18 protein-coding genes are annotated in these 16,530 nt (G+C 73.5%); 13 read left to right on the forward strand and 5 right to left on the reverse strand.

What is annotated here, in order from left to right:
* Nucleotides 1-185: 185 nt before the first annotated feature.
* From ACGF0D_RS22605 to ACGF0D_RS22625, 5 genes are all read left to right on the forward strand, one after another.
* Nucleotides 186-683: an SRPBCC family protein gene (locus tag ACGF0D_RS22605; protein WP_392918895.1), complete on the forward strand. Its 498-nt coding sequence runs from the start codon at nt 186-188 to the stop codon at nt 681-683.
* A gap of 98 nt (nt 684-781) precedes the next feature.
* The gene (locus ACGF0D_RS22610; protein ID WP_392879834.1) at nt 782-1,444 is read left to right on the forward strand and encodes a hypothetical protein; all 663 of its coding nucleotides are present in this window, start codon (nt 782-784) and stop codon (nt 1,442-1,444) included.
* Between the two features lie 104 nt (nt 1,445-1,548).
* The gene (locus ACGF0D_RS22615; RefSeq protein ID WP_392918898.1) at nt 1,549-2,340 is read left to right on the forward strand and encodes a DsbA family protein; all 792 of its coding nucleotides are present in this window, start codon (nt 1,549-1,551) and stop codon (nt 2,338-2,340) included.
* Complete coding sequence (locus ACGF0D_RS22620; RefSeq protein WP_392918901.1) at nt 2,337-2,957, forward strand: vitamin K epoxide reductase family protein; 621 nt, start codon at nt 2,337-2,339, stop codon at nt 2,955-2,957. The genes ACGF0D_RS22615 and ACGF0D_RS22620 overlap by 4 nt, the downstream gene beginning before the upstream one ends.
* Before the next feature lie 64 nt (nt 2,958-3,021).
* Complete coding sequence (locus tag ACGF0D_RS22625) at nt 3,022-3,606, forward strand: dihydrofolate reductase family protein (protein WP_392879841.1); 585 nt, start codon at nt 3,022-3,024, stop codon at nt 3,604-3,606.
* Between the two features lie 21 nt (nt 3,607-3,627).
* Here the strand turns inward: ACGF0D_RS22625 and ACGF0D_RS22630 are convergent, their stop codons facing one another.
* On the reverse strand, nt 3,628-4,611 hold the full coding sequence (locus tag ACGF0D_RS22630) for an adenosine deaminase (RefSeq protein WP_392918904.1): 984 nt from the start codon (nt 4,609-4,611) through the stop codon (nt 3,628-3,630).
* Between the two features lie 183 nt (nt 4,612-4,794).
* Here ACGF0D_RS22630 and ACGF0D_RS22635 point away from each other — a divergent pair, with 183 nt between their 5' ends.
* Complete coding sequence (locus ACGF0D_RS22635; RefSeq protein ID WP_392879845.1) at nt 4,795-5,076, forward strand: DUF6158 family protein; 282 nt, start codon at nt 4,795-4,797, stop codon at nt 5,074-5,076.
* A 119-nt stretch (nt 5,077-5,195) separates the two neighbouring features.
* Entirely contained in the window at nt 5,196-6,584 is a 1,389-nt protein-coding gene (locus tag ACGF0D_RS22640; protein ID WP_392879847.1) for an NADP-dependent succinic semialdehyde dehydrogenase, read from the forward strand.
* Nucleotides 6,585-6,616: 32 nt separating this feature from the next.
* On the opposite strand, the gene ACGF0D_RS22645 is transcribed toward ACGF0D_RS22640, so the two are convergent.
* A complete protein-coding gene (locus tag ACGF0D_RS22645) occupies nt 6,617-6,910 on the reverse strand; it encodes a hypothetical protein (RefSeq protein ID WP_392918906.1) in 294 nt (97 codons plus the stop codon).
* Between the two features lie 56 nt (nt 6,911-6,966).
* Nucleotides 6,967-7,977, reverse strand: a complete 1,011-nt coding sequence (locus ACGF0D_RS22650) for a Ku protein (protein WP_392918907.1) — start codon at nt 7,975-7,977, stop codon at nt 6,967-6,969.
* Between the two features lie 146 nt (nt 7,978-8,123).
* Between ACGF0D_RS22650 and ACGF0D_RS22655 the strand changes: the two genes are divergently transcribed.
* The 3 genes from ACGF0D_RS22655 (at nt 8,124) to ACGF0D_RS22665 (ending at nt 11,499) form a co-directional block, all read left to right on the forward strand.
* Nucleotides 8,124-8,360: a hypothetical protein gene (locus tag ACGF0D_RS22655; RefSeq protein WP_392879854.1), complete on the forward strand. Its 237-nt coding sequence runs from the start codon at nt 8,124-8,126 to the stop codon at nt 8,358-8,360.
* Nucleotides 8,361-8,626: 266 nt separating this feature from the next.
* On the forward strand, nt 8,627-10,066 hold the full coding sequence (locus tag ACGF0D_RS22660; protein ID WP_392879856.1) for an amino acid permease: 1,440 nt from the start codon (nt 8,627-8,629) through the stop codon (nt 10,064-10,066).
* A 251-nt stretch (nt 10,067-10,317) separates the two neighbouring features.
* Nucleotides 10,318-11,499 carry a helix-turn-helix domain-containing protein gene (locus tag ACGF0D_RS22665; RefSeq protein ID WP_392918909.1) on the forward strand — a complete coding sequence of 394 codons (1,182 nt, stop codon included), beginning with the start codon at nt 10,318-10,320 and terminating at the stop codon, nt 11,497-11,499.
* Nucleotides 11,500-11,673: 174 nt separating this feature from the next.
* On the opposite strand, the gene ACGF0D_RS22670 is transcribed toward ACGF0D_RS22665, so the two are convergent.
* Nucleotides 11,674-12,462, reverse strand: coding sequence for a S1 family peptidase (locus ACGF0D_RS22670; protein ID WP_392918911.1), 789 nt, complete (start codon nt 12,460-12,462; stop codon nt 11,674-11,676).
* A 141-nt stretch (nt 12,463-12,603) separates the two neighbouring features.
* Between ACGF0D_RS22670 and ACGF0D_RS22675 the strand changes: the two genes are divergently transcribed.
* The 3 genes from ACGF0D_RS22675 (at nt 12,604) to ACGF0D_RS22685 (ending at nt 15,867) form a co-directional block, all read left to right on the forward strand.
* The gene (locus ACGF0D_RS22675) at nt 12,604-13,443 is read left to right on the forward strand and encodes an EI24 domain-containing protein (protein WP_392918913.1); all 840 of its coding nucleotides are present in this window, start codon (nt 12,604-12,606) and stop codon (nt 13,441-13,443) included.
* A 545-nt stretch (nt 13,444-13,988) separates the two neighbouring features.
* The gene (locus tag ACGF0D_RS22680; protein ID WP_392918915.1) at nt 13,989-14,654 is read left to right on the forward strand and encodes a transglycosylase SLT domain-containing protein; all 666 of its coding nucleotides are present in this window, start codon (nt 13,989-13,991) and stop codon (nt 14,652-14,654) included.
* Between the two features lie 208 nt (nt 14,655-14,862).
* Nucleotides 14,863-15,867 (forward strand): glycosyltransferase family 2 protein, encoded by a 1,005-nt coding sequence (locus ACGF0D_RS22685; RefSeq protein WP_392879868.1) that lies wholly within the window; start codon nt 14,863-14,865, stop codon nt 15,865-15,867.
* 1 nt (nt 15,868) lies between these two features.
* Here ACGF0D_RS22685 and ACGF0D_RS22690 read toward each other — a convergent pair whose 3' ends face one another.
* On the reverse strand, nt 15,869-16,498 hold the full coding sequence (locus tag ACGF0D_RS22690; RefSeq protein WP_392918916.1) for a hypothetical protein: 630 nt from the start codon (nt 16,496-16,498) through the stop codon (nt 15,869-15,871).
* Nucleotides 16,499-16,530: the final 32 nt, after the last annotated feature.

The following is a 16,530-nucleotide window of genomic DNA, read 5'->3' on the forward strand; positions in this document are numbered from 1 at the left end:
TCTCAACACCCCACCGCCAGGGTTGGCAGTCTGAAAATCATCCAGCCCCCGGAGCACCCCCCCCCGGAGCCGCCCCGGCCCCCCACCCTCCCGAAAGCCCCCGTCCACCCCCAGCACCCCAGCACCCCCCGTTGCCCACCCCACCCCCAGGGCGCAGGCTGGAACACAGGGAGGTGCACCGCACCATGAGCACCCTTGAGGAACAGATCGACATCGCCGTCCCCGTCCTCGCCGCCTGGGAGCAGCTGCACCGGGTGCACGAGTACCCCCAGTTCGTCGACGGCATCCGCAGCGCCCACCCGCACGGCCGGAACCTCGCGCACCTCGGGGTGGAGATCGACGGCGACGAGCGCTCGGTCGACGCCGAGATCACCGACCGCGGGCGGGGCCGGGTGATGTCCTGGCGGACCACGGACGCCCCCCGGCTGCGTGGCACCTTCGCGCTGCTGCCGCTCGACGCCGAACACACCCGGGTGCAGATCCGGGTGGAGTACGACCCGGACGCGGTGCACCGGGAGTTCGGCGGGCCGCGCGGCTTCGCCCAGGCCGGGGCGATCGAGCGGGCGGTGCGCGAGGATCTGGACCACTTCCGGGAGCTGGTCGAGGCGCGGGTGAACGAGGCCGAGGCCCACCCGGAACCGTCGGGCACCCCCGCCCCAGCCCCCGACCACCACCGCCCGTAAGCGCTGCATAAGCCCAGCTCAGGACGGGTGGTGAGGCTCTTCACAGCTCACCACCCGGCAGACCGTTCCAGTTTCAACCTGTGGCAGACTCGGGTCCCATGGACATCGGCCCGGCCACCAGGACGCTCCGCGCGGCGGTCTTCGCCGCGCTGGTCGTGCTGCTCGCCGGGCTCGGCCAGGTGCTGGTGACCGGCCGTGCGCTGCCGGTCGGCCCGATGCTGCCGGCCTTCGCCGGCGTCTTCGCGGTGGCCTTCGCGCTGGCCGGCCGCGAGCGCGGCTACCCGGCGATCGCGGCGGTGTTCCTGCCGCTGCAGCTGGGCACCGGCGCGCTGTTCGACCTCGCGCAGAGCACCTGTCCCTCGCTGCCGCCCGGTGCCGGGCACGGCCTGCGGCCGCTGCTGTGCGGCGGCGGCTCGCTCGGCGGGTTCCTGCTCGGCCACGGCGCCTCCGCGCAGACCGGCGTACTGCTGCTCCTGCTCGTGCTGCACACGGTGATCGCGCTGGCCGGCGCCTACTGGCTGCGCCGCGCGGACGCCGCGCTGTGCTGCCTGGCCGGTGCCGTCCGGATGCTGGGCGAGTTCCTGCACCGCCACCTGCCCGCCGCCGCCCGCTGGCTGCGGCTGCTGTTCGCCCCGCTGCCGGCCCGTCCGCCGGCGCGGGTGCCGTTTCCCCGGGCCAGCCGCACGCTGGTCCCCGCCGAGGACGTCGTCGTCCGTCCGGCCGTCCGGCGCGGTCCGCCGGTGTTCGCCCTGGCCGCCTGAGCGACGGCGCTCCCGCCCGCTCGACCGGCTGTTCTCTCCCCTCCACGCGGTCCCCGACCGACCGCGTGCCTCCCCGTACGCCCGAGAGCACAGGACGACACCCCATGAGCAACACCCGCAAGGCCGACAAGAAGGCCTCCGCCACCGACCGCATGCGCGCCGCCCGGGCCCAGGCCGAGCGCTCCGACCGGATCCGCCGCCGGGTGGTGGTCGGCGGCGCCTGCGCCGCCGTGCTCGCCCTGGCGGCGGGCGTGGCCTTCGCCGTCGGCGGCTCCTCCGGCTCCGGCTCGGGCGCCGCGAACGGCCCGCTGGTCGTGCCGGCCAACGCGAGCGGCACCGGCGGCACCGTGATCACCTACGGCAAGGCCGACGCCCCGCACACCCTGGAGGTCTACGAGGACTTCCGCTGCCCGTTCTGCGAGCAGCTGGAGACGACCACCGGCAAGGCGATCCAGCAGCTCGCCGACGAGGGCACCTACAAGGTCGAGTACCACCTGGCGACGTTCCTGGACAACAACCTCGGCGGCAAGGGCTCGCGTACCGCGCTGGCCGCCGCCGGCGCCGCGCTGAACGAGGGCGTGGACAAGTTCAAGGCCTTCCACGACGTGCTGTACGCCAACCAGCCGGACGAGCGCAGCGACGCCTTCGGCGACGTCAACCACATCCTGGACCTGGCGGGCCAGGTGCCCGGTCTGAAGACCGACGCCTTCGTGAAGGCGGTCACCGACCAGACCTACGCCCCGTGGGCGGCCAAGGTCAACGAGGAGTTCAACAAGAGCGACGTGACCGGCACCCCGACCGTCAAGCTGGACGGCAGGAAGCTGGATGTCCTCAGCAACGGCAAGGCCGTCTCCCCCGAGCAGTTCACCGCGATGGTCAAGCAGGTGACCGGATGACGGCCGGCTCCCCCGCCGTACGGCCCACGTACGGCGCGAGCCGCCCGTTCGCCTGGCTGCTGCTGATCGGCGGCGCGGTCGGCCTGTTCGCCTCGACGGTCCTCACGCTGGACAAGATCCGGCTGCTGGAGGACCCGTCGTACGTCCCCAACTGCAACATCAACCCGATCATCAGCTGCGGTTCGATCATGCGCAGCGAGCAGGCGGAGGCCTTCGGCTTCCCCAACTCGCTGATCGGGCTGGTCGCCTTCGGGGTGGTCGTCGCGGTCGGTGCCGGGCTGCTCTCGGGCGCGGCGTTCCGGCGCTGGTTCTGGCTGGGCCTGCAGGCCGGGACGGTGTTCGGGGTCGGCTTCGTGACCTGGCTGATGTACCAGGCGCTGTACCGGATCGGCGCGCTCTGCCCGTACTGCATGGTGGTGTGGGCCGCGGTGATCCCGCTGTTCTGGTACACCACGCTGCACAACCTGCGTTCGGGTGTGCTCCCGGTGGGCCCGCGGCTGCGGGTGGCCGTCCGGGAGGCGGCCCGCTACCACTGGGTCGTCCCGGCGCTCTGGTACGCGGTGATCGCGCTGCTGGTCCTCAACCGGTTCTGGTACTACTGGAGCACCCTGATCTGATCCCCGTCCGCCGCCCTGCCCGCTCCGGCGGGAGGGCGGCGGACCGTCCTCCCCGTGGGGTGCCATGCGTCGCAGGATCGTTCTCTTCGTCTCCGTGTCGGTCGACGGCTACTTCGAGGGCCCGGATCACGACCTCGGCTGGAACCTCGTCGACGACGAGGTGCACACCCACTTCAACCGGGTGCTCGCCCGGATGGGTGGTTTCGTCTCCGGCCGGGTGACGCACGAGCTGATGGCCTCCGTCTGGCCCACCGCCGACCAGGACCCGGACGCCGACGCCGTGACGGCCGAGTTCGCGGGCATCTGGCGCGACATGCCGAAGACCGTCTTCTCCCGCACCCTCGACCACGCCGACTGGAACACCACCGTCGTCCGCGAGGTCACCCCGGAGTCGGTCGCCGCCCTCACCGCCGGTCCCGGCGGCGACCTCGCCCTCAGCGGCGCGAACCTGGCGGCGTCCTTCCTGGCCCAGGACCTCGTCGACGAGTTCCGCTGCTACGTCCACCCCGTCGTTCTCGGCCGCGGCACCCTCTTCTTCCGCCCCGCCGACCACCCCGTCCCGCTCACCTTCAAGGACACCCACCGCTTCACCAACGGCGTCACCCTGCTCCACTACGAGCGCGGCGGCCCGTCCCCGCTGGACGGGTGACGGGCCGCCGCTGCGCTCGGGTCAGAAGGTGTACGCCTCGACCTCGGCGAGGAGTTCGGCGCGGCGCTCCTCGCTGATGAAGGAGGCGCGGAAGGAGTTCGCGGCCAGGCGGCGCTGGGCCTCCTGGTCGAGGCCGAGGGCCTCGCGGACGGCGCGGAAGTTGTCCTCGACGTAGCCGCCGAAGTAGGCCGGGTCGTCGGAGTTGACGGTGACCAGCAGGCCGGCGTCCAGCATCTCGCCCAGCGGGTGGTCGGCGAGGGTGTCGACGCAGCGCAGCCGGACGTTGGAGAGCGGGCAGACGGTCAGCGGGATCTGCTCGCGCACCAGGCGGGCGACCAGCTCGCCGTCCTCCAGGCAGCGCAGCCCGTGGTCGATCCGCTCGACGCCGAGGACGTCCAGCGCCTCGGTGATGTACGCGGCCGGGCCCTCCTCGCCCGCGTGGGCGACCCGGCGCAGCCCGGCCTCTGCGGCCCGGCGGTACACCTCGCGGAACTTCACCGGCGGGTGGCCGACCTCGGCGGAGTCCAGGCCGATGCCGGCGATCCGGTCGAAGTAGGGGCGGGCGGCCTCGAAGGTCTCCAGCGCGGACTCGGCGGACTCGTCCCGCAGGAAGCACATGATCAGCTGGGTGCTGACGCCGTGCCGTTCCTCGCTGCGCTCCAGTGCCCGGGTCAGGCCGTCCACCACCACGCCCAGCGGGACGCCTCGGGCGGTGTGCGCCTGCGGGTCGAAGAAGATCTCCGCGTGGCGCACGCCCTGCTCGGCGGCGCGGGCGAGGTAGGCGTCGGCGAGGTCGGCGAAGTCGTCCTCGGTGCGCAGCACGGCCATCAGCGCGTAGTAGAGGTCCAGGAAGGACTGGAGGTCGCTGAAGGAGTACGCCTCGCGCAGCGCCTCGGTGTCGGCGTACGGCAGCTCGACGCCGTTGCGGGCGGCGAGCTCGAAGGCGAGCTCGGGCTCCAGGGTGCCTTCGATGTGCAGGTGGAGTTCGGCCTTGGGAAGCGGCATGTGCGATCTGTCCAGCGGTAGCGGGTGGACCCGGAGGTGACGGAAGGATCATCCTATGAGCTTGTCGACGTTGGGGCTCGGCGGGCGGCCCGCCCGGACCTGCCCGGCCGGACCCGACCGGGTGCACCGGCCACGCTCCGCGGGCACCCTGTAGGAGGGGACTTCCGCCGAGGAGGCACCGAGATGCGGCACGCCGAAGACCCGCACATCCGGCCCGCGGGCATCTCTCCGCACGCCCTGGGCAACGACACGCTCCTGCACGAGCTGGAACAGCTGCACCGCACCCGCCACGAGACCTTCCTGTACGGCTCGGAGGACGCGCTGAAGCGGCACACGCTGCGCACCGGCGAGCTGGAGGCCGAGTACCTGCACCGCTTCCCCAACCGGCAGGTCACCGCGGCCCGGACCAGGGCCGGGGCCAGGGCCAGGGAGGCGGCCGCCCGGGTGGAGTCGCTGCCGGAGTGACCGGAGCGGGCCGCGCGCCCGCCGGGACACGCCGGGCGCGCGGTGGTGTGCCCGGAGCCGGGCCGTCGGAGAGGGTGTGAGGGCAGACGCACCGGACCCGAACCTCCTGGGAGCCCCGCATGCCCATCGCCAGCGTCAACCCCGCGACCGGCGAGACCGTCCAGACCTTCGAGCCGCTCGACGCGGCCGGCATCGAACGGCGGCTGGCCCGCGCCGAGGCCGCCTTCCACAGCTACCGCGGCACCTCCTTCGCGGCCCGCGCCGAACTGCTGCGCCGCGCCGCCGACCTGCTGGACCAGGAGCAGGAGGCGGTCGCCCGCACCATGACCGAGGAGATGGGCAAGCCGCTCGCCGGGGCCCGCGCCGAGACCGCCAAGTGCGCCAAGGCGATGCGCTGGTACGCGGACAACGCCGAGGCGCTGCTCGCCGACGAGCACCCGGCCCCGGCCGACGTCGCCGACTCCGGCGCCGCCCACGCCTACGTCCGCTACCGCCCGCTCGGCCCCGTGCTGGCCGTGATGCCGTGGAACTTCCCGCTGTGGCAGGTCGTCCGGTTCGCCGCACCGGCGCTGATGGCGGGCAACGTCGGCCTGCTCAAGCACGCCTCCAACGTGCCGCGCACCGCGCTGGTGATCGAGGAGCTGTTCCAGCGGGCCGGCTTCCCCGAGGGCTGCTTCCAGACGCTGCTGATCGGCTCGGGCGCGGTCGAGGGCGTGATCCGGGACCCCAGGGTCGCCGCCGTCACCCTCACCGGCAGCGAGCCGGCCGGGCGGGCGGTCGCGGCCACCGCGGCGGACGTGGTGAAGAAGGCCGTGCTGGAGCTGGGCGGCAGCGACCCGTTCGTCGTCCTGCCGAGCGCCGACGTGGACGAGGCGGCGCGCACCGCCGTCCGGGCCCGGGTGCAGAACAACGGCCAGTCCTGCATCGCCGCCAAGCGCTTCATCGTGCACACCGACGTGTACGACCGCTTCACCTCCGCCTTCACCGAGGCGATGCGCGCGCTGAAGGTCGGCGACCCGATGGACGAGGGCACCGACGTCGGCCCGCTGGCCAGCCGCCAGGGCCGGGACGACCTGGAGGAACTGGTCGAGGACGCCCGCACCCGGGGCGCCCGGGTGGAGTGCGGCGGCGGGCGGCCGACCGGCTGGGACTCCGGCTGGTTCTTCGAGCCGACGGTGCTCACCGGCATCACCCCGGCGATGCGGATCCACCACGAGGAGACCTTCGGCCCGGTCGCCACCGTCTACCGGGTGGCCGACCTGGACGAGGCGGTGGCCGTCGCCAACGACACCCCGTTCGGGCTCAGCGCCAACGTCTGGACCACCGACGAGGCCGAGCGGGAGCGCTTCGTGCGGGACATCCAGGCCGGCGGGGTGTTCTTCAACGGGATGACGGCCTCCCACCCGGCGCTGCCGTTCGGCGGGGTCAAGCGTTCCGGGTTCGGGCGGGAGCTGTCCGGGCACGGGATCCGGGAGTTCTGCAACGTCACCACGGTGTGGATCGGCTGAGCCCTCCCGGGCCCGCGCCCGCCCCGGGCCGGTCAGGATGCCACGCGGTGGCGGCCCGGCCCGGGGGTCATCCAGCGGGCGATCACGCCGCCCAGCGCGATGAGCGTCAGCCCCCAGAAGATCGCCATCGGTATCAGCACCGGCAGCAGGCTCACCTGGACGGCCACCATGCAGAGGCCGATCGAGAGCGCGACCATGAACGTCACCACGGTGGGGCTGAGGCTGAGCAGCCAGTGCCAGGCGCGGTGCCCGAAGCCCCGGTTCCGCTGGGCTTCGGGCTCGGCCTGTTCCTTGGCGTCGAATTCCTGGTAGGTCAGCAGGTCCATCGGGATCGCCTCCAATGCTGGACGGCTGGACGGGAGGAACGCCTGGCCCGGGAGGGTCAGGAGGCCTTGCGGGGAGCCGAGGACTTCCGAGCGGTGGTCTTCTTCGCGGCCGGACCCTTCGCCGAGCCCTTCGCCGAACCCCCTGCGGAGCCGCCGGTGGTGGTCTTCGCGGTCGCCTTCGGGGCGGCGTTCGGGGCCGACTTCGCGCCGGTCCGCTTCGCCGGGGCGCGCCTGCGCGGCGCCGGCTCCTCCCCCTCGGCGTCCTCGGCGCCGCCCGGCCCACCGCCCCGCCCGCCCTTGGCCTGCTTGAGGCTGCTGCGCAGCGCCTCCATCAGGTCGATCACGTTGTCCGGCGCCTCGCCCGGCTCCTCCTCGTGCGGGACCTCCACACCCTCCAGCCGCGCGGTGATCACCTGCTGCAGCGCCTGCTGGTAGTCGTCGTGCAGCTGGGAGAGGTCGAAGTCCTCGGAGAGGGTGTCCATCAGCGACCGCGCCATCTTGAGCTCCTGCGGCCGGACGGTGACGTCCCCCTCCGGCGCGATGCCGGCCGCCGGGCGGACCTCGTCGGGCCAGATGCAGGTCTGGAGCACCAGGGTGTTGTCGTGCACCCGCAGCACCGCGGGCGACTCCCGGGTGCGCAGCGCGATCTTGGTGACGGCGATCTGCCCGGACTCGGTGAGCGCGTCGCGCAGCAGCGCGTACGGCTTGGCGGCGGCCTTGTCGGCGACGCCGACGTAGTAGGCCTTGGAGAACATCAGCGGGTCGATCTCGTTCTCGTCCACGAAGGCCAGTACGTCGATGATCTTCTTGCTGGGCAGCGGCAGGTCGGCGAGGTCCTCGTCGGAGAGCGTGACGGTCCGCCCGTCGGGGGACTCGTACCCCTTGGCGATCTCCGCGTACGGGATCTCCTTCTCCTCCCGCTCGCAGTACCGCTTCATCCGCACCCGGCCGCCGTCCTTCTCGTGCACCTGGTGCAGCGGGACGTCGTGCTCCTGGGTCGCGGAGTACAGGTGGACGGGGATGCTGACCAGCCCGAAGCTGATCGTCCCCTTCCAGGTGGTCTGCATGGGGTCGCTCCTGACCGGCGCCGGGAGCCGGCCGGCGCCGCGAACGCTCGGGATGCTCCTGCGGCATGCCCCGAGAGTCCCACTGTGCCTGGATTTGCGAGGATCGGCCACACCGCGCCGACAATGGGCCGAGGAGGTCGATGCGGATGACCGCCCGTAGCCGGGAGGACCGGCAGGACCGGGCCGGGCCGCCCCCACCGGAGCGGTACGGCTACCTGGTGACGTACGCGGTGCGGGGCGAGCCCGGCACCCGGCGCGCGGAGGTGGCCGTCCTGCCCGGATACTCACAGGAGGAGGACATCCCCCGGATCCTGGCCGCCCGGCTGACCGGGCGACCGGCGGACGAGACCTCGATCACCGTCCTCGACGTGCGGCCGATCTGACCGCCCACCCACGGGCGATTTGAGCCCCAACAGAGCTTGGAAACCTCTCAAAAGGCTGACGAGGCGTCAGATTTGAGGTTTTCATGCCACCTTTCCACCCACCCCGACCAGGTCTTTTGCGTTCGTTGAGCGAACAGTTACCAAAAAATTGTTCCGATCATCGGTGCGTAGAAGTTAGGTTGCGACGCAATGCGCGGGCAAGTCCCCCACCCTCCGGCACGACGAGTCGAGGGTCACACCGCGCTGGAAAGGCACAGGGTCCCGAGATGAGTGCGGACACCACCAGGCCCACCACGGCCACCAAGCTCCCCCAGCAGACCGGTCCGGTCGGACACGGCGGCGACGGCCACCTGAAGGCCGGGCTCAAGAACCGCCATCTGTCGATGATCGCCATCGGCGGCGTGATCGGCGCCGGCCTGTTCGTCGGCTCCGGCGCGGGCATCGCGACCACCGGCCCCGGCATCCTGCTCTCCTACGCCCTGGCCGGCGCGCTGGTCGTGCTGGTGATGCGGATGCTCGGCGAGATGGCCGCGGCCGACCCGCAGAGCGGCTCGTTCTCGGCGTACGCGGACCGCGCGCTGGGCCGCTGGGCCGGCTTCTCCATCGGCTGGCTGTACTGGTTCTTCTGGGTCGTGGTTCTCGCGGTCGAGGCGACGGCCGGTGCGAAGATCCTCAACAACTGGGTGCCCGGCGTGCCGCAGTGGGGGTGGGCGCTGATAGTGATGGCGGTGCTGACCGCCACCAACCTCTTCTCCGTGGCCTCCTACGGCGAGTTCGAGTTCTGGTTCGCCGGGATCAAGGTGGTCGCGATCGCCGCATTCCTGGTGATCGGCACCCTCGCCGCCTTCGGCCTGCTGCCCGGCACCCACGCGGTCGGCGCCAGCAACCTCACCGGCCACGGCGGCTTCCTGCCGCACGGGGTGGGCGCGGTGTTCACCGGAATGCTCACCGTGGTCTTCGCCTTCATGGGCAGCGAGATCGTCACCCTGGCCGCCGGAGAGTCGGAGGACCCGGAGAAGGCGGTCAGCAAGGCCACCAACAGCGTCATCTGGCGCATCGGGATCTTCTACCTGGGCTCGATCCTGCTCGTGGTCACCCTGCTGCCGTGGGACTCCGCCGACGTCAAGGCGAGCCCGTACGTGGCGGTGCTGGACCACATCGGCATCCCGGGCGCCGGCCAGGTGATGGACGTGATCGTGCTGACGGCGGTGCTGTCCTGCCTCAACTCCGGGATGTACACGGCCTCCCGGATGGCCTTCTCGCTGGGCCAGCGCGGGGACGCGCCCAAGGCCTTCGCCACGGTGACCTCGCGCGGCGTGCCGCGGGTGGCGATCCTCTCCTCGGTGGTCTTCGGCTTCGTCGCGGTCTTCTTCAACTACACCTCGCCGGACACCGTGTTCGCCTTCCTGCTCAACTCCTCCGGCGCCGTCGCGCTCTTCGTCTGGCTGGTGATCTGCGCCACCCAGCTGCGGATGCGGAAGATCATCGAGCGTGAGATGCCCGAGCGGCACACCGTCCGGATGTGGCTGTACCCGTACCTGACCTGGACGGCCATGGGCATGATCGGGTTCGTCATGGCGTACATGTTCACCGACGCCGACGGGCGCAAGCAGATGTACCTGTCGCTGGTCGCCGCAGCCATCGTGCTGACGGCCTCGGCCGTGGTGGGCCGACGGCGGCGGGCCGCGGTGGCGGCGGGCTCCTGACCCGCCCGCCCCGTGCGGGAACGCCGGGCCCGGGAGCCGATGTGGAGGCTCCCGGGCCCGGTGCCGTTTCTCCGGCGCCGTCCCGCCGGGCGTCCCGTTGGCCGGTCGGCTCGACGCCCCGCCGGGCGTCCCGCTCGCCGCCCCGTTCGCCCTCCCTGTTCGCCCTCCCCAGTTTGACCAAGGCACGTCAAGGGGGATACCTGGGCCAGCGCTCCCCCACGAGCACTTCCCGACCCTCACCGGGAGACCCCGTGCCGATCCCGCCCGCCCCCACGCCGCCCTCCCCGCCACCGCCCCGTGCGGAACCCGAGTCCGCACGCCTGCGCTTCGGCCGTCGGCTGCGCCACTGGCGCGAAGCCCGCGGCCTCAGCCAGGCCGAGCTCGGCCGGCTGCTCGGCTACCACGACTCGCTGATCAGCCGGGTGGAGAACGCCCGCCGCTGGCCGCCGCCGGGGATGCCCGACCGGGCCGACGAACTCCTCCTCGCCGACGGCGAGCTGGCACAGCTGTGGCAGGCCCTCCAACGGGAACGCCGACGCCTCGGCGAACTCGCCGCCGCCGCCCGGAAACCGCTCGCCGCCGACACCGCCCCACCGGACGCCGCCACCGTCGAGGTGCTCGCCCAACTGCTCGCCGTCTACCGCGCCGCCGTCGGCCGGATCGGCGGCGAGGAGCTGGCCGCCGTCCTGGAGCACCACGCCCGCACCCTGGCCGGCCGGCCACGCACCGGCCCGCGCGAGAGCCCCGCCGCCGACCGTTCGCTCGCCGCCCAGTACGCCGAGCTCGCCGGCTGGGCCCACTTCGAGGGAGACCGCCACGCCCACGCGCTCGGCTGGTACGCCACCGGGCTGGAGTGGGCCCGCGCGAGCGACGACCGGGCCACCACGGCCGCCCTGCTCGCCCGCCAGAGCACCCTGTACTGGTGGCACGGGGACGCGGCCACCGCGCTCACCCTGGCGGAGGCCGCCCGGAGCACCGCCCCTCCCCTGCCGGAGCTGTGGGCCTGGGCCGCCGTCGTCCAGGCCCACGCCCACGCACTGGCCGGACAGGCACCGCAGGTCCACCGAACCCTGGCGGACGCCCGGCGGCTGACCGGCGCCGCACTGCGCTCCGGCGCGCCGACGCCCTGGACGGAGCGCGCCGAGCTGGTCCTGGCCGTCGCCCATGGCACCTGCCACCGGGACCTCGCCCTCCACACCGGCCGCACCGCCCACGCCCACGCCGCGGCGGACCGGCTGGAGGCGGCCCTGCGACTACTCGACCGGGCCGCCCGCCCGCGCGACCACGCCCTGATCACCGCCCGCCTCGCCGGCGCCCGCGCCCTCGCCGGTCACCCCGACGCCGCGGCCGCTCTGCTCTCCCGGCTGCCCCCGAACACCACCGGCCGCATCGCCCGCGAGCAGCGGCGGGCCGGGGAGTGGCTGCGCCGGTGAACGCCCGGACTCCGCGGCCCCGGCCCGGACTCCGCGGCCCCGGCCCGGATGCCGCCGCCGGTGAAAGCCAGGACGCCGCGCGGGCGCCCGGACGCACGGCAGCGGGGCCGGCCACCACCTGCGGGAGTGGTGGCCGGCCCCGCCGGACCGGTCCGGCGGCCCCTGCGGGTCGGCTCAGAGGCCGGCCGCCGCCGAGGCGATGGCCGCCGCGTACGTGCTCACCTGGGAGTAGACGCCCGGGTAGCCCGCGCGGGCACAGCCGTTGCCCCAGCTGACGATGCCGACCTGGACCCAGCGGCCCACCGCGTCCTGGCGGACCATCGGGCCGCCCGAGTCACCCTGGCAGGTGTCGACGCCGCCCTGGGAGACGTAGCCCGCGCAGAGCGAGCCGGCCTTGTTCAGGCCCGGGTAGGCGCCGGCGCAGGTGGCGTCGTCGACGAACGGCACGGTGGCCTTGAGCAGGTACCGCTGCTGGGCGCCGCCCTCGCTCGCGGCGCCCCAGCCCATGATGGTGAAGGTGCCGTTGTCGTAGGCGGTGGAGGTGGCGATCGGCAGGGTGCTGACCAGGCTGCCGCTGATCGGCGAGGCCAGCTTGATCAGCGCCCAGTCGTCGCCGTTCTCGGCGCCGGTGAAGGCGGGCGCCTGGTAGACGTACGAGGAACGGACCTTGATCGCGGTGCCGCTGCGCAGGTCGACCGCTCCCGCGGTGACGGTGATGCTGCTGTCGGCGCCGGTGCCGTCGACGCAGTGGGCGGCGGTGAGCACGATCTGCGAGGTGTAGAGCGCGCCGCCGCAGCCCATCGAGAGCCGCACCATGAACGGGAACTCGCCCTGCGCGGCCCGCGTGCCGCCGACCACGCTCGGCGACGGCGCGGGCGAGGCGGCGGCGGGCAGCACGAGTGTGCCGACGCCGAGCACCAGACCGACCAACAGGCTCATCAGCCTGCCTAGTTGACGCTTCATCGGACTCCTCCTTGCAGGTGGGGGAAGACCGAGAGTGGCCCGGCGGGCGGCGCTACAGGAGGGGGGCGCCCTTGCCGGTCGAAACTGGCAGGAACACGGCAATGCGAGGTTCCGGGCCGGGAGGCCCTAGGGTGATCGCCCATGCGGGATCTTGTGGCGGGGATGAAGTACCTGGTCGAGGGCCAGAGATGGGTGGGCCGGCACGGCCGCTGGTGGGGCTTCGGGATGCTGCCGGCCCTGCTCACACTGGTCGGCTACGTCATCGCGCTCGCCTTCCTCGGCGCCTGGGCCAAGGACCTCGCGGACTGGGCCACCCCGTTCGCCGACCACTGGGGCTCACCCTGGCGGGAACTGCTGCGCGACGCGCTCGCGGCGATCGTCTTCGGCGGCGGACTGCTGCTCTCCCTGCTCACCTTCACCGCGGTCACCCTGGTGGTCGGGCAGCCCTTCTACGAGGCGCTCTGCGCCGAGGTCGACGAGACCGAGGGCGACGCGCCCGCCGCACCGGACACCGCGCTCTGGCGCGAGCTGCTGACCGCGGTGCGCGACAGCCTGTACGTGCTGGTGCGGGTGGCCGCGTTCGGCGTGGTGCTGTTCGCCTGCGGGTTCATCCCGGTGGTCGGGCAGACGGTGGTCCCGGCGCTCGGCTTCCTGGTGTCCGGCTTCTTCATGACCGTCGAGCTGACGGCCGTCGCCCTGCAGCGGCGCCGGGTGCCGCAGCCCGAGCGAATCCGGCTGCTGCGCGCCCGGCTCGGGCTGGCGCTGGGTTTCGGCACACCGCTGATACTGGCCTTCCTGGTGCCACTGGTCACGGTGCTCGCCATGCCGGGGGCCGTCGCCGGCGCCACTCTGCTGGCCCGCGACCTCGTCCCGACCGCACCGCAGGAGGAGCGGGAGAGGCCGGCCCCCGACGTCTCCGCCCCCGACGTCCCCACCCCCACCGGGTCGCCCGTCCCGGGCAATCCGTACGCGACCCCCTGAGGCCGTGACCCTCCGCTCACGCTGCGCCGACATCGGGTGGGTAAACGTGTGAGCCCGCCCACAGGGGGATCGCCATCCACGATCCCCGATAGTGGACGCGCGCCCCGGTGCCCCCATCCCGACGCCGTCGAGGCGCCCCGGGCGGACCGTCCACGACCGCGCTCCGCCTGAAGAACACAGGCCACCGTCGGTGTCGACGCTGCGATCCCTCACCGCCTCCCGGGCTCTGCCGTCGGATGGGCAATTCGGGCAAATACTCACAAACCAACCGCCGATCCTCGCCACGCCGACTCCGCAGCCACGATCCGGCGTAGTAGAGAACGCCTTTGCCACCCGTCCTCGGCCCTGCCAAGAATGGCCCGTCGCCAGGCAGCGCAGCCTCACCTCCTCCGCCGCCGCGCTGCCCGCCCGCCCCCGCCTCTCCGGCCGGGGCGCAACGGCCGTCCAGGGCGGCCGCAGCAGGCCCCGCTCACCCGGAGCCCGCGCGATGCCCCGCCCCCGGTGCCCACCGGCACGGCCCCCGACGGAGAAGGATCGTCCGCCCGATGCAGCTCAGCCAGCTCAGCCATGCCCGCCGCAACTCCCTGATCACCGGTGTCGCCACCCTCGTGGTCGCGAGCGCCGCCACCGCCGCCCTCGCCATCCCGCAGGCCGGGAACAACACCGAGGCCGCCCCGGTGGCCGCCGTGTCGGCGGACGGCCGGCCGGTCACCGAGCCGGGCCAGGCCGACACCGCTGCCGCTGCCGCTGCCGCCGACGCGCAGGCCGCCCAGGAGGCCCAGGCCAAGGCCGAGGCGGACGCCGCCGCCCAGGCCGAGGCCCAGGCGCAGGCGCAGGCCGACGCCAAGGCCAAGGCCGACGCCGAGGCCGCCGCCTCCCGCTCCCAGGAGCGCCAGAACCTCGACAGCGCGCCGGCCGCCTACTCCGGCACCCCGCAGCAGATCGCCGCGCAGATCGTCCCGGCCGGCCAGCTCCAGTGCTTCAGCAACATCGTGTTCCGCGAGAGCAGCTGGAACCCGCTCGCGGTCAACGCCTCCTCCGGCGCGTACGGTCTGGTCCAGGCCCTGCCCGGCTCCAAGATGGCCTCCGCGGGCGCCGACTGGCGCACCAACCCGGCCACCCAGATCAAGTGGGGCCTGAACTACATGAACACCCGCTACGGCAGCCCCTGCGCCGCCTGGTCGTTCTGGCAGGCCCACCACTGGTACTAAGCCGGACCCGTTCGGCCCACCGGGGCCCGCGACGCACCTCGCGTCGCGGGCCCCGGCGCACATCGCCGCAGGTCGGGACGGGCGTGGACACGTCCGGCAGGCGGCGTGAAGATATGGCGCACGCTCGTACGATTTGCCACCGATTGCTCGGAATTACGGACCGTCAGGGCTTTGCCACGGTCCGCAGGCCCACTTACGCTCCGGCGTCATGCCCTCACCCCTGATCAGCGTCGTGGTCCCCGCCTACGACCAGCACGGACAGCTCGCCGACTGCCTGGACTCGCTGCTCGCGCAGTCCCTGGCCGACATCGAGGTGATCGTGGTCGCCGACCGCTCCCCCGAGACCGCGGGTGGGCTCGCCGACGCGTACGCCGCCCGGCACCCGCGGGTGTCGGTGCTGCACCTGAACGCGGCGGTCGGGGTCGGGGCGAGCCGGAACGCGGGGGCGGCGCGGGCGGCCGGCGAGTACCTGCTGTTCCTGGACGCCGACCACCTGCTGCCCCGGGACGCCCTGCGGACGCTCGCCGACCGGCTCAAGCAGACCGGGCCGGTGGACGTGCTGCTGTTCGGCCACTCCCGCCGCCACCAGGACCGGGACTGGCCGGGCGGGGCCGAGGCGCTGCTCGCCGAGGCCGGCCCCGAGCCGTTCGCGCCCTTCGACCGGCCCGAGCTGTTCGGCGCGCCGCCGCTGATCTGGGACCGGCTGCTCCGCCGCGGCCACTGGGCCGAGCTGGGCCTGGCCTTCCCGCCCGGCCGCTACGAGGAGGTCCCGGTGGCGCACGCGGCGCTGCTCGGCGCCCGGAGCGCCGCCGTGCTGGCGCGCGAGTGCGTCCAGCTGCGACGCCGGGAGACCGTCCACCCGGCGGGCGGGCCCGGCAGCAGCGTCTTCGACCTGTTCGAACAGTACGAGCGCAGCTTCGCCCTGCTGGAGGACCAGCCGCACCTGTACGCGGTGCGCGACGCGCTGTTCGTCCGGATGATCCGGCACTACCTGTTCGTCTTCGACCTGGCCGGCTGCGTCCCCCGCACCGAGCGGCCGCAGTTCTTCCACCGCGCCGCCGAGCACCACCGGCGCTTCCAGCCGCCCGGCCACCGCCGGCCCGGCGGCCGCGAGGGGATCAAGTTCTCGCTGCTGGCGGGCGGCGCCTACCCGGCGTTCGAGGTGGCCAAGCTCTCCCACATCGCGCGCGGCACGCTCACCGGGCGGAAATAGCTCAGCGGGCGTGCGCGGTGCCGCCCTCGGCGGCCATCGCCACCGCGATCCGGCGGGCCCGCTCGGCCCTCACCCCGGCGGGCTGCGGCGGCAGCACGTCCATCCACAGGGGCAGAGTCGAGCCGCGCAGCTGGGCCACCCCCTCGGGGCGGGCGAGCAACCACAGGTGCAGGTGCGCCGAGCCGTCGCCCCAGCGGTTGACGTGGACCCGGCCGACGCCGCCGAGCGACCGTACCGCCCGCTCCACCCTCTGCAGCATCGGGCCCAGCTGCGCGGACAGTCCGGCCGGCAGGTCCAGCAGGTCGTGGTGGGCGCGCGGCCAGAGGAGCAGGGTGGCGGGCAGGCCGTCCGGCTCGTCGGTGGTGCCGAGCCGCCAGTGCTCGTCCGTCCACAGGAAGTCGGCGTCCGGGCGGGCGCAGTCCGGGCAGCTCTCCGGGCCGTCCTCGCCGTTGCGGGGCGGCTCCGGCAGCTCGGGCGCGCGCAGTTCCCGGACGGTCAGCTCGCCCTCGTACGGGAAGATCTCCCAGGACGGCGCGCCGTCCGCCGGGAAGGGCAGCGGCTCGCCGATCGGGAGGTGGGCGAGGTAGGCCTCGGGGCCGGCCGGGTCAACGGGCACGGGTTCGTCGATCATGACCGCCGAGGGTGCCACATGACACCCCGTCG

Origin of the sequence: Kitasatospora sp. NPDC048298, from assembly GCF_043201465.1 — a bacterium.
GTDB lineage: Bacteria > Actinomycetota > Actinomycetes > Streptomycetales > Streptomycetaceae > Kitasatospora.

Excerpts from the sequence above, each read along its gene's own strand:
- ACGF0D_RS22605 (WP_392918895.1), top strand. The coding sequence starts at position 186 with ATGAGCACCCTTGAGGAACAGATCGACATCGCCGTCCCCGTCCTCGCC.
- ACGF0D_RS22680 (WP_392918915.1), top strand. The coding sequence starts at position 13,989 with ATGCAGCTCAGCCAGCTCAGCCATGCCCGCCGCAACTCCCTGATCACC.
- ACGF0D_RS22635 (WP_392879845.1), top strand. The coding sequence starts at position 4,795 with ATGCGGCACGCCGAAGACCCGCACATCCGGCCCGCGGGCATCTCTCCG.
- ACGF0D_RS22655 (WP_392879854.1), top strand. The coding sequence starts at position 8,124 with ATGACCGCCCGTAGCCGGGAGGACCGGCAGGACCGGGCCGGGCCGCCC.
- ACGF0D_RS22675 (WP_392918913.1), top strand. The coding sequence starts at position 12,604 with ATGCGGGATCTTGTGGCGGGGATGAAGTACCTGGTCGAGGGCCAGAGA.
- ACGF0D_RS22685 (WP_392879868.1), top strand. The coding sequence starts at position 14,863 with ATGCCCTCACCCCTGATCAGCGTCGTGGTCCCCGCCTACGACCAGCAC.
- ACGF0D_RS22660 (WP_392879856.1), top strand. The coding sequence starts at position 8,627 with ATGAGTGCGGACACCACCAGGCCCACCACGGCCACCAAGCTCCCCCAG.
- ACGF0D_RS22620 (WP_392918901.1), top strand. The coding sequence starts at position 2,337 with ATGACGGCCGGCTCCCCCGCCGTACGGCCCACGTACGGCGCGAGCCGC.
- ACGF0D_RS22640 (WP_392879847.1), top strand. The coding sequence starts at position 5,196 with ATGCCCATCGCCAGCGTCAACCCCGCGACCGGCGAGACCGTCCAGACC.
- ACGF0D_RS22610 (WP_392879834.1), top strand. The coding sequence starts at position 782 with ATGGACATCGGCCCGGCCACCAGGACGCTCCGCGCGGCGGTCTTCGCC.
- ACGF0D_RS22690 (WP_392918916.1), bottom strand. The coding sequence starts at position 16,498 with ATGATCGACGAACCCGTGCCCGTTGACCCGGCCGGCCCCGAGGCCTAC.
- ACGF0D_RS22630 (WP_392918904.1), bottom strand. The coding sequence starts at position 4,611 with ATGCCGCTTCCCAAGGCCGAACTCCACCTGCACATCGAAGGCACCCTG.
- ACGF0D_RS22615 (WP_392918898.1), top strand. The coding sequence starts at position 1,549 with ATGAGCAACACCCGCAAGGCCGACAAGAAGGCCTCCGCCACCGACCGC.
- ACGF0D_RS22670 (WP_392918911.1), bottom strand. The coding sequence starts at position 12,462 with ATGAAGCGTCAACTAGGCAGGCTGATGAGCCTGTTGGTCGGTCTGGTG.
- ACGF0D_RS22650 (WP_392918907.1), bottom strand. The coding sequence starts at position 7,977 with ATGCAGACCACCTGGAAGGGGACGATCAGCTTCGGGCTGGTCAGCATC.
- ACGF0D_RS22645 (WP_392918906.1), bottom strand. The coding sequence starts at position 6,910 with ATGGACCTGCTGACCTACCAGGAATTCGACGCCAAGGAACAGGCCGAG.
- ACGF0D_RS22625 (WP_392879841.1), top strand. The coding sequence starts at position 3,022 with ATGCGTCGCAGGATCGTTCTCTTCGTCTCCGTGTCGGTCGACGGCTAC.